Origin of the sequence: Cytobacillus firmus NBRC 15306 (assembly GCF_001591465.1) — a bacterium.
In the GTDB taxonomy this organism is placed as follows: domain Bacteria; phylum Bacillota; class Bacilli; order Bacillales; family Cytobacillaceae; genus Cytobacillus; species Cytobacillus firmus.
Genome location: NZ_BCUY01000102.1, coordinates 1 through 10,993, shown reverse-complemented (window position 1 = coordinate 10,993; position 10,993 = coordinate 1). Strand labels below are relative to the sequence as shown.

8 protein-coding genes and 1 pseudogene are annotated in these 10,993 nt (G+C 33.7%); 6 read left to right on the top strand and 3 right to left on the bottom strand.

The features are described 5' to 3' along the window. The first annotated feature begins 78 nt into the window (after positions 1-78). From BFI01S_RS19210 to BFI01S_RS19190, 6 genes are all read left to right on the top strand, one after another. Positions 79-1,524 (top strand): class I SAM-dependent DNA methyltransferase, encoded by a 1,446-nt coding sequence (locus tag BFI01S_RS19210; RefSeq protein WP_061794038.1) that lies wholly within the window; start codon positions 79-81, stop codon positions 1,522-1,524. Then, positions 1,521-2,969, top strand: a complete 1,449-nt coding sequence (locus BFI01S_RS19205; RefSeq protein ID WP_061794037.1) for a restriction endonuclease subunit S — start codon at positions 1,521-1,523, stop codon at positions 2,967-2,969. The genes BFI01S_RS19210 and BFI01S_RS19205 overlap by 4 nt, the downstream gene beginning before the upstream one ends. A gap of 213 nt (positions 2,970-3,182) precedes the next feature. Continuing rightward, positions 3,183-3,347, top strand: a complete 165-nt coding sequence (locus BFI01S_RS23160) for a hypothetical protein (protein WP_156478354.1) — start codon at positions 3,183-3,185, stop codon at positions 3,345-3,347. After that, positions 3,319-4,779 carry a recombinase family protein gene (locus tag BFI01S_RS19200; protein WP_061794036.1) on the top strand — a complete coding sequence of 487 codons (1,461 nt, stop codon included), beginning with the start codon at positions 3,319-3,321 and terminating at the stop codon, positions 4,777-4,779. The genes BFI01S_RS23160 and BFI01S_RS19200 overlap by 29 nt, the downstream gene beginning before the upstream one ends. Then, positions 4,776-6,368, top strand: coding sequence for a recombinase family protein (locus tag BFI01S_RS19195; protein WP_061794035.1), 1,593 nt, complete (start codon positions 4,776-4,778; stop codon positions 6,366-6,368). Before BFI01S_RS19200 ends, BFI01S_RS19195 begins: the two co-directional genes overlap by 4 nt. Before the next feature lie 749 nt (positions 6,369-7,117). Continuing rightward, the gene (locus BFI01S_RS19190; protein WP_061794034.1) at positions 7,118-8,134 is read left to right on the top strand and encodes a helix-turn-helix domain-containing protein; all 1,017 of its coding nucleotides are present in this window, start codon (positions 7,118-7,120) and stop codon (positions 8,132-8,134) included. 18 nt (positions 8,135-8,152) lie between these two features. On the opposite strand, the gene BFI01S_RS19185 is transcribed toward BFI01S_RS19190, so the two are convergent. The 3 genes and pseudogenes from BFI01S_RS19185 to BFI01S_RS19175 all read right to left on the bottom strand — a co-directional run. Continuing rightward, entirely contained in the window at positions 8,153-8,491 is a 339-nt protein-coding gene (locus tag BFI01S_RS19185; RefSeq protein ID WP_061794033.1) for a helix-turn-helix domain-containing protein, read from the bottom strand. A gap of 197 nt (positions 8,492-8,688) precedes the next feature. Beyond that, positions 8,689-10,509 (bottom strand): ATP-dependent helicase, encoded by a 1,821-nt coding sequence (locus tag BFI01S_RS19180; protein WP_326218228.1) that lies wholly within the window; start codon positions 10,507-10,509, stop codon positions 8,689-8,691. Next, a pseudogene (locus BFI01S_RS19175) lies at positions 10,506-10,993 on the bottom strand (ATP-dependent nuclease); the annotation flags it as partial. The gene BFI01S_RS19180 and the pseudogene BFI01S_RS19175, both read right to left, overlap by 4 nt.

The window sequence follows — 10,993 nt, the reverse complement described above, 5'->3', positions numbered from 1 at the left end:
CTGTATTCAATCTAATGAAGATTTCATTTGAATTATCATGTAAAATGTAAAGCGGTTAGTTAATTTAGGAGGTAGTTTATGAACAACCAAGAAATTGTACAAAAGTTATGGAATTTATGTAATGTACTACGAGACGATGGAATTACATATCAGCAATATGTGACTGAGCTTACATATCTGCTTTTCTTAAAGATGATGAAGGAACAGACAGATGACAATGATAAAAGAAAAAGTGTTATTCCAGAAGGGTATAGATGGGATGATTTAACGGAAAAAGAAGGTACAGAACTTAAGAAGTTCTACCAGAAATTATTGCTTGAACTAGGAAATAATTCAAATCCTATATTAGGACAAATATATGGTGATGCAGCTACCAGTATTTCAGAACCGAAGAACCTTGAGAAAATTATTAAATCCATTGATGCACTTGATTGGTATCATGCAAAATATGAGGGACTCGGAAACCTATATGAAGGATTGTTAGAAAAGAATGCTAGTGAGAAGAAATCTGGAGCAGGACAATACTTTACACCTCGTGTTCTAATCGATGTAATGGTTCAATTGATTGACCCAAAAATAGGTGAAAAGTGCAACGACCCTGCTGCTGGAACATTTGGATTTATGATTGCTGCAGACCAATATTTGAAAAATAAAACAGATGATTATTATGACATTTCTCCCCTAGAAGCTGAATTTCAAAAAAAGGAAGCATTTACAGGGATGGAACTTGTTAAAGATACCCATCGATTAGCACTAATGAATGCTTTGCTACATGATATTGAATGCAAAATTGAACAAGGTGACTCTTTATCAAGTAATGGTAAGTGGATAAAAAATGTTGATGTAATCTTAACAAACCCTCCATTTGGAACGAAAAAAGGTGGGGAAAGAGCAACTCGTGATGACTTAACATTTACGACTTCTAACAAACAGTTGAATTTCTTGCAATTGATTTATAACGCACTAAAAGATAATGGACAAGCTCGTGCAGCAGTCGTTTTACCTGATAATGTTCTATTTGAAAGCGGGATAGGTGCACAAATCCGACGAGACTTAATGAATAAATGTAACTTGCATACGATTCTGCGTCTTCCAACTGGAATCTTCTATGCACAAGGTGTAAAAACAAATGTACTTTTCTTTACAAGAGGAACTACAGACCAACATAATACGAAAGATGTTTGGGTCTATGACCTTCGAACCAATATGTCCTCATTTGGAAAACGTAATCAATTAACGATGGCTCATTTTGAAAACTTCATGAAGGCATATGTAGCAGATGACCGTTTAAAAGTAGAAGATGAGCGTTGGAACATGTTTACTCGTGAACAGATTGCACAAAAAGATGACAGCTTAGATATTGGTCTTATTGCAGATGAATCATTATCAACATATTTAAATCTACCAGACCCAATTGAATCGGCTGAAGAAGCGATTAATAAACTTCAACAAGCAATAGATTTATTAAATGATGTTGCGGAAGAACTACGAGCAGTTGAAGAGGACGAGGTGGTCAAACTTTGAGTAGGAAGCATAAAACCATTGATGAGTTATTAGAAGAAGTGTTAGTGCCAGAAGAAGAGCAAACTCATGACATCCCAGAGAATTGGGTATGGACTAAATTTGGAGCAGTAGCAAAATTGTATAATGGATATGCATTTAAAAGTACGGATTATCAAGAAGATGGTATACCAGTTATTAGAATTTCTGATATTTCTGGAGAAGATACTTCACCTCAAAAAGCTGTAAGAGTTTCTTCTAATTTATATAACGAGAGGTTTTTAATTAGAAAAGGCGATTTGTTAATTGCGATGTCTGGTGCAACAACTGGAAAAACTGGTGTTTATAACTCTGATGAGATAGCTCTACAAAATCAGCGTGTTGGAAACATTAAAGAGATTAGTCAGCAATTGTTATACCCAAGATTTAAAAACTTTTATGTTTTTAATATTTCAAAAGAAATTTTGAAAAAAGCTTACGGTGGAGCACAACCTAATATAAGCGGTGCTCTAATTGAACAGCTAAGTTTTCCACTTCCTCCTCTAAACGAACAAAAACGAATTGCTGAAAGATTGGAACGTCTTTTAAATAAAATTGAAGAGGCAAAACAGTTAATTGAGGAAGCAAACGAAACTTTTGTGCTCCGAACTGCAGCGATTCTAGATAAGGCATTTCATGGGGACCTGACGAGGAAATGGAGAAATAAAAATAGTTCGCTCCTACAAAAATCGATTGATTCTAGCTTAGATGTCATAAAAGTTAATAATGATTTTTATAATGATTTTGATTTACCAAGCTCATGGGTATGGGCTAAAGCAGAAAGCCTTTTTCAAATACAACCAAGGAATGGTTATTCTCCAAAATCTACCGAGGACATTACAAATACAAAAACGATTAAACTCGGTGCAATTACCAAAGGATATTTTAAAGATAATGAGTACAAATATATTGATGAAACAATTGATAAGGAATCATATTTATGGCTAAAACACGGAGATTTCTTGATTCAAAGAGCAAACTCTCTTGAATATGTTGGTACTGCAGCAATATATACCGGGAGTGATGATGAATTTATTTATCCTGACCTAATAATGAAAGGAAGGGTTAACGAAGAACTTGTTCTCGCAGAATATATGGTCTTGTGGATTAACTCACACTATGGGAAAAAATACATCAAACAAAATGCCACTGGGACTGCTGGTAATATGCCGAAAATTAATCAAAAAGTAGTAAAAAATATATTGATTCCACTTCCTCCAATCCAAGAGCAAATAGAAATAATGCGAGTAGTTGAACAAACAAATAGGAAAGATATTGGAGTAAACATAGTCAATGCCTCTAAATCATTAGAGATTATAAAACAATCAGTATTATCTAAAGCCTTTAGAGGAGAACTAGGAACAAATGACCCAAGTGAAGAAAGTGCAATTGAATTATTAAAAGAAATTCTCCAAGAACAAGTGAAATAAACAAAACAAATTTGGCATCCGATTATCGGGTGTCTTTTTTATTTCAGCTCATTTGGACTTACAGTGTTGTCCAACCGAAAATACTTCATACATTATAAAAGTAGTGGATTTCTTAATTGTTTGTTTTCATTTAAAAACATTTAGTTCATAAATATGAATAAAATTCCCTTTCGTGTTAAATACTGTAAGTATAAACATGGAAGGATGATGGTCTTGAAAAAGCAAGAAGAGATTCAAATTGATTCAGTTCAATATGTTTATGACAAGGATTTTGAAAAGCAATGGAGAGAGTATTATTTTAGTTTGGTGAAACGGGAACTACACCAGCTACTGCAGGACGGTGGACATCATGAAAAAAACGGTGATATATGTTCGTAGGTCATTGAATGAAATGAAACAAAAAACGTCGATACCGTATCAAATAAATACGTGCAGAGACTATGCAGAAAAGCAAGGTTGGATTGTTCATGAAGTATTTAATGAAGGAGAGAAATCAGCCAGAAGCTCTGAGCTTGAGGAACGGAAAGAGATTTGGCGGTTAATGAAAGAAGTGAAAAGTGGATTCATTGAAAGAATTATTGTTTTTAAGAGAGACCGCATTTCTAGACGAGCAGACCAGTACATGGAATTTGTCGAATTATTAAGAGCCTCTAAAGTTACCATGTATTTTGCGGGTGATAATGAGCCACAAATGTTTGATGGGGTTGTCGGTGATTTTATTGAACTGTTATTTGGTGCGATATCTGAACATGAAGGAAATAATATAACTCAAAGGCTCATTCAATCTCGTATTGCTAAAGTAAGAGAAGGGGAGTGGGGAGGAGGTAGACCGCCGAAGTTTTATCATATTGAAGAAATCAAAACGGACGATGAGATGGAGAAAAAATTAATGCTAACAATGAAGAACAAAGAGAAAATTAAAGAAGTTTACGAGTTCGTTGCAAATGGTAATTATAAAACTGCAAAAGAAGCAAATATTGCTTTAAAAAGAAAACGAGCATCCTTTAAAAATATTGACTTAGTGGAATTCATCCCCAAAGAACTCCACAAAGGATGGATGACAGCAACATATGAAGGTATTTCCATAAGAAGTAAAGCCCTCAATCCCAGACTAAAAGCAGTGGAAGAAAAATTATGGGATGCAGCAAATGAAAAATTAAAAAAGATGGAAGATGCATTTTTCGAAAAAGAAGTAATTACGGTAAATCCTAAAATAGAAAAGATTCTTTATTGCAGCCATTGTAAAAATCAACTTGGTGCAAAACAAGGTTATTATTTTTGTCCTAATCACAAATCGGGTTTAAGAATCAGTGTGGAACTGCTAGATAACCAGATTATAAAATCCGTTCACTCTCGAATAGGTTCACATGTTGCAAAAAATAAAGCCGAAATTATTGATTATATTACAGAAAAATTAATAACTCCGTTAGAGGTTGCCTGCACGGAAAATGAAAAAGCATTAGAAAAAGCACAAGATATGTTACAGGAAATGACCAGTGTATGCATTGCAAATCCTTTGAAATATAAATCAGCGGAAGGAAAGAGAAAATTCCTTAAACCGTATGTTGACGATTATAAGGAGTCCTTTCAGAAATTAAAATTAACAAAAATGAAGTTAGAAGAAAACCGTGAACGAATTTCTCTTTCATTAAAAAAAATGCTTCCTGTTCCAACAATCCAATCCCTTTCTAACTATAAACAAAAAGAGTTATTACGCTTCTACATTGAAAGAGTTGAGGTGGATACAGATTTCCGTGTGAAAATTATCTATAGGACCGACATGAGAATGAAAAGGGAGGAAATCAATTGACGAAAAAGGAAGTAAGCATCGAAGAAAGATTGCTCAATGCCAAAAAAATTGCAACTTATTTGCGTGTTTCTCAGGAGAGTCAAGAATACTCCCGCCAAAATGATATCATTCTACAGTATTTGAAAAATGTTGGAGAAGATGTAGAAACACTAGACTTTAAAGATAAAATCTCTGCAACAAAAAAGCCATTCACAAAAAGACCTGATTTAACAGAACTCTTAGAAGAGGCTCAGGAAAGAAATATCGATGCCATTGTTGTATCTGATTTGGACCGGCTTTCTCGTCAACCAAAAGAGCATAATGTTCTTCGTAAGTTATTTCAAAAGTTGGATATCCCCGTTATTATTGCTTCGAAAAATCAATTATATACATCTGATGATATCATTCGAAATATTATTGAAGCAGGATTAAGTAAGCTTGAAACGGATAATATGTCGGTTCGGATTCGAAGCGCATTAAATGAAAAAATGAAAAGTGGAAGATGGAGAGGAGGAAAAGTGCCATTCGGTTTTTCATTAGAAGAAGCTGGTGGAGAAAAGAAATTGGAAACCATTGAGGAAGAGATTGAAACCGTGAAACAAATCTTTGAATGGTACAGTACGAGCGGTACTTTTAATAGCATTGCAAAAAGATTAAATGATGGCGGTTATATCTCTATAAGCAAGGAGAAGAAAAAGTGGACACCGAATAAGGTAAAGTACATTTTAACCAATCCAATATATATGGGCGTATATGCTTATTATCGCTTTCCAAATGAAGGAGGCTATTTATTTAAGGATAGAAGTGAATGGAAAGAAGCAGCAGAGACCAATGTCATTAAAAATCCACCGATTTCAAAGGAGCTATGGGAACGGTGTTGGCAAAAATACACAAAATTTAAATCGAGTGCCCCAAAGCATTTAAATACCTCATTCTATTTTAAAGGAATATTAAAATGTGTATGTCCTGCTTGCAACGGAGCCCTTTTTTCTACAAAAGACCAGCGTAGTAAAGGGAGAGGCTCAAGATGGTATATTAGTCCGTGTAAGAAAAAAATTCGTGCAGACAAGTTAGATGAAGAGTTCGAGAAGTATTGGTCCTGGTTACAAGAAAAAAGTGATAAATTATTTCAAGAGGAAGTAAGAGTTCTTTTACTGGAGGAATTACACTCCCTACAAGCAACCAAAGATAAAAACGATATTATGTTTACTGAAAAGAGGGCGTTATTAAGAGGGATAGAGTCTGAAGTTAAAAAAATGGCTGAAGAATGTAAGATGGGAATTGAAGAATTCGTGAAATATGATAATGAAGTTTTGATTGCACTTATTGTTACCCAACAGCAGCTAAAGAATCAATTGGCTCAATTAGAGCAAGAGATTAATAAGATGGAATTTTCAATTAAGAAGTTAGAGCGAGTGTTGGCAGAACCAGGTATTAATACATTTGATAAAAGTTTAGTTCCTGAGAGCTTTGATAAATTAAGTCATGCAGATAAGCGTTCCATCGTTTTAATGACTGTAAAAGAGTGCAAATATACTTTCGATAATGAGGAAAGCGGAAAAATTGAATTCTCTTTTCATTTCCCATTTAAGAACTACTTTGAAAAGTAAACTCGACACTCCAATAAATAATGAAGTTTTGATTAGAAAATTGAAAAAATGAAGAAGAACGATTTTAAAGGCAAACTTTAGAATCGTTCTTCTTTTTTTATGCCAATTACATATCATAATAAAATAACTTGATGGAAATCTTTGGATTTTGATAAATAAAATAAGGGCTCTTAATGAATTAAATAAAATGAAATTAAAGTTAAATTAAATGAAATTAAAATATGAGGAATTTCTTGGTTCTTTTGAGATTGTCCAGGAAGTTCATTTCGAATCCAAATTGTAAATGTAAAAATTTCAATTCGACAACTACTGGAAATAGTAGTTTCCAGAGCATGAAAAAAAGCGTTCTTGAATTACTCTATACCCTTAAATGTCGGTTATTTGTACAAGCCTTTGTTTATTGTCGGTTATTTGAAACAATTACTATAGCGATTGTTCCAAATAACCGACATTCAGAAGTGTTGGTATTGCTCGAATCACGTGAACCGCATAGTTTGAGCATTTCGTGTTTTATTTTGAATTTTACGACAAAAGATGAAATTCCTTATGTCGGTTTTTTGTTTTGTTGTCGAATACTTGTCGGCTATTTGTTCGTCTACCAATCAATATTAATCGAGCAATGTCAGCTATTGAATGTTAATAAAAGAATATTGCATTGATAACATTGCAAAATATATTGTTTTTAAAAGCAAATTATTATGGTTAATCTCATATAATCCCAAGAGGACAACATTTCCTGGGAGGTCAGTATGGAGCGAACATTAAATTCGGAAGAAGCTTTGAAAATCCTTAAAGATTGTTACATTACGGATTCGGTTCAAACGCTACGAAAATGGATAAGAGAAGGGAGAATTATCGCGGCAGGTTCACCATATAAGCAAGAGGGGTACTCCATTAAGGAAGAGGACCTAAAAGCATTCATTGAAGAAGAACGCCCAGGGCTTTTAGAGATATTAAAGGTTTATCATCAAGTGAATGACAGGATTCCAACAGGGATTTCTGCCATTGTAAATCAAAGGGAGCTAGTCGTTCCAGATGAGAAAATAAGGACTTCAACTGAATTGAAAGAAAAACAGGAGATGGAACCGAGTAATGAAACAGCTACAATATTTGAAATGTTATTGGAACTTGAACAGGAAATAAAAGAACTACATGTGAAAATTGAAGCCATAATCAATGATGAAAATGAAAATAAAGATATTGAAAAAATGATTGAAGTTAAATTTAAACAAGTAAAAAGTGATATCCTGGATGAATTGAATAACCAAACGAATGTACCAAAGGAGAAAACTGAAAAAAAAGTTAGGCGTGGCAATCATGGCGTGAAATCAGAAAGCGAGTTTGTCGCATTTTTAAAAAAAGAATTTTGGAATGCCAATCCTGCAAATGAGAAATTAAAAGGGGAAGATAATAAGAAATTTAAAGAAGAAGCAAGAACGGCTTATTCTTATTTTTATCACGATGGATTGTTCCGTGATGAAGACTTAAAAAGTGAATCTGGGGGATTTGAACTTAAATTAAAAATAAATAACCAAGAGTCGATAATTACCGGACAAAATAGGAAGGAAATTATGAAGAATTACTTTGAAAAAGTTATCATACCAAAAATACAAAATGGAGAAAAAGCATTTAAGGAAAATCCTGATGAATTAATCAGTCCCGAATATAAGATGACTGAGAGCATTGAACCTGGTGATGAATATGTTGAAGAACTTGATTTATCAGGATTATTAAAAGCAAGTACAAATGAAAAAGCGGAACCTTAAAATATATGGTCCGCTTTTTCATCGTAGATTCTTATTCATAAACCACTCTAAAGATGTTTCTAAATTATGTATGATGAATTCGGCAGATTCTTCATCTACTTTTTGTAATGCTTTCACCTGTTGGACAGCTCGGCTAAGTCGAGCATTCGTTTCATCGTTTGTTTCCAAATTCAGTGGCAGCAGGGCAAGTTCTTCTTGCAGTCTCTGGAGGAGTGTAAAGTTAATGTTTTCTGTTTTTCCAGTTTCTAATTGACTTAAATAACCTGACGATGTATCTAATATTTTGGCAAATTCGTTCAATCCATAACCTTTTTGAATACGAAGTTCCCTGATTTTTTCTCCTAAGTTACCCAGCATACAGTTCCCCTCCATTTTACTCCTTTCAATATAATTCGAGGTTAAGGTTGAAAATTCCTTTTGCGATTTCAGAAGCTAAAATGTGATTTTGTATCAAAGTATTTAAATACTAACCATGAGAGATGCTAAGCTATCAATATGTAAACCCGCTTGGAGTGTGAGTTACACCCCAAGCGGTTTCTAAATAATTGAGAAAATTAATAAATTGACCTCTTAGATTCTAGAACTGCATACAGCTCCTCCCAAAACATAGATGGATTCTTAGAAAAAGTTCTTAATCCATATTTGGTTTTGCTTGTCATTTGTTTTGACCTTAACAGGTAACAAACTCTTTTCGCTCTTGTAATACAAACGAAAAAGATACGACGCTGTTCATTGAGCTCTTTTGGTATGTTAACGGTAGAGTAAAATGGAAAATTCCCCTCTTCCATCCCTAACATAATGACTACCTCAAATTCAAGACCTTTGGAACTATGTCTTGTTGATATGGTTACTTGGTTCTCAGGTTTTCCGACTTGAGAAAACCTTAACAAATCGTAGTCACTTAATTCCCCTTCAGTTGTCTGAAGTTGGAACGAACTTAATTGTTCCTTCTCAGTTGTGAACCTTTGAGAATCAGAAACTATTTGTTCTAGATTAAGATTGTCTAATAAATATGAAAGCCAAAGGTTTAGACTATGTTGAAAATGGACACTTTGACGCAAAAGAGATAAAAAATATTTTCTCTCATGTAATTTACTGTCATCAGACAATTCTCCGTTTAGTTTAGATAAAATATTTATCCAAAATTCTACTATGTCTGTAAATGCTACAGATGAATTGTCTAAAACCCAAGATGCACAGTCTTTTAGCCATAAGATAATTTTACTTTTTAAAAATTCATGCTTAGCTAGGTAATGCGGGATGTTAACTTCATTCATAACGCTACTTAATGCTTTTACTTGGTCACCACTTCCGACAAGAATACATATCTCTTCTAATGGAATATTTTTATTAACACAATCCGGAATAATATTATTAACCACATATTTATATTGCTCATCCATTTCTGCATCACACGAAATAAAGTGAAAATCGGCTTTCTCGCCAGCCCTGGTTCCCGCTTTATATTCTCTATCGTCCAAATTTAATGCAACCGTGGCAGCGTCGATAATATCTTGATTGCTTCTGTAATTTGTTTTCAGGTCAATCGACATAATATTAGGAGTATCGTATAGCTCTAATAAGTAATCAGGGATGGCTCCTTGAAAGCCATATATGCTTTGGTCAGGGTCCCCAACTGCAAAGATTTTAATATTTGTTTTGTGAAATAGTGTAAGAACCATCTCATGAAGAGGCTTTCCTAAGTCTTGATATTCATCAATAAGTATCCAAGGGAACTTTGCTTCTAAACATTTTCTAACATATTCTTGTTCCTTTATTAGCGTTGTAGCACACTTAATTATCTCAATAAAATCAACCTGATTCCTTTCTCTAAGTCGATGTTCATACTCTGTGGCAACTTCTCTTGCGATATCGTTTGGTTCTGTCTCAATGAAACTAATTCCACCGATTTGCTGATTTCTTTCCTTGTCCATAGCTTCAACCTTTACAGACCTTCTATCAATGCCGCGGTCTTCAAGTATTTCTTTAAACAATTGGGCTTTGTCGCTCTTTGAGATAATGTTTAATGGTAAACAAACCGCAGTATCATAAAGATGGGCAAAAGGGACAATCACTTCAGAGATACAAAAAGAGTGTACAGTATCAAGAACAACATTTTGTCTTTTTTGATAACCAAAAGTTTTTAATCTATTTGTAAATTCCTTAGCAGCTTCATTACTGTAAGTAATACAAGCTAAACCTCTAGGTTCTTTAATTTTTTCTTTTAATAAGTGCATGATTTTTAGGGAAAGTACAGTTGTTTTTCCACTCCCAGGTCCTGCTTTAACAACTGTACTCATGTTAGACTTAAATGCAGCATGTTGGTCAGGGTCTTTTTTTATTTGCTCAAGCTTTATCGAATATAAGTCCATCATAAATCATCCACTTTTGAAAATATTGATTGTATGGCTTCTTCAATATATGAAGGAATATTATCCTTAGTACATTCAGTAGAAAGACCTTGTGCAAACCTTCCTTTTCCTATACGAGAATGCTTATTCTCTACCTTTTTTAAGCAATCCACATAATTTTTACTATTTATAGAGTCTTTAAAGTTTTTCTTTTGAATTGTTCCCCCTGAAGTTAATTCATTAAAAACTTTGGTGAAAATTTCTTTATCTCTTGAGGTATCCATCATATCAATTTCCATGGTGTGAATACCTATAAAAAAATCGTACTGTTTATAAAATTCATCTGCATCATTAATATCGCTAGGTATATGATTCTCATCAACCTTACCTAATTCAAGTAGTATTTTCCTGGTTCTATCAAGTCCATCATATCCATAATAATTATGTTGCTTATCAAACATATACCCGAATATTCTTTTTGAATCGGCACTGTCTCTATAGTAATAAT

What these genes read in the sequence shown, in the direction of transcription:
- BFI01S_RS19210 (WP_061794038.1), top strand. Translation starts at nt 79, where the DNA reads ATGAACAACCAAGAAATTGTACAAAAGTTATGGAATTTATGTAATGTA.
- BFI01S_RS19200 (WP_061794036.1), top strand. Translation starts at nt 3,319, where the DNA reads ATGAAAAAAACGGTGATATATGTTCGTAGGTCATTGAATGAAATGAAA.
- BFI01S_RS19190 (WP_061794034.1), top strand. Translation starts at nt 7,118, where the DNA reads ATGGAGCGAACATTAAATTCGGAAGAAGCTTTGAAAATCCTTAAAGAT.
- BFI01S_RS19185 (WP_061794033.1), bottom strand. Translation starts at nt 8,491, where the DNA reads ATGCTGGGTAACTTAGGAGAAAAAATCAGGGAACTTCGTATTCAAAAA.
- BFI01S_RS19180 (WP_326218228.1), bottom strand. Translation starts at nt 10,509, where the DNA reads ATGATGGACTTATATTCGATAAAGCTTGAGCAAATAAAAAAAGACCCT.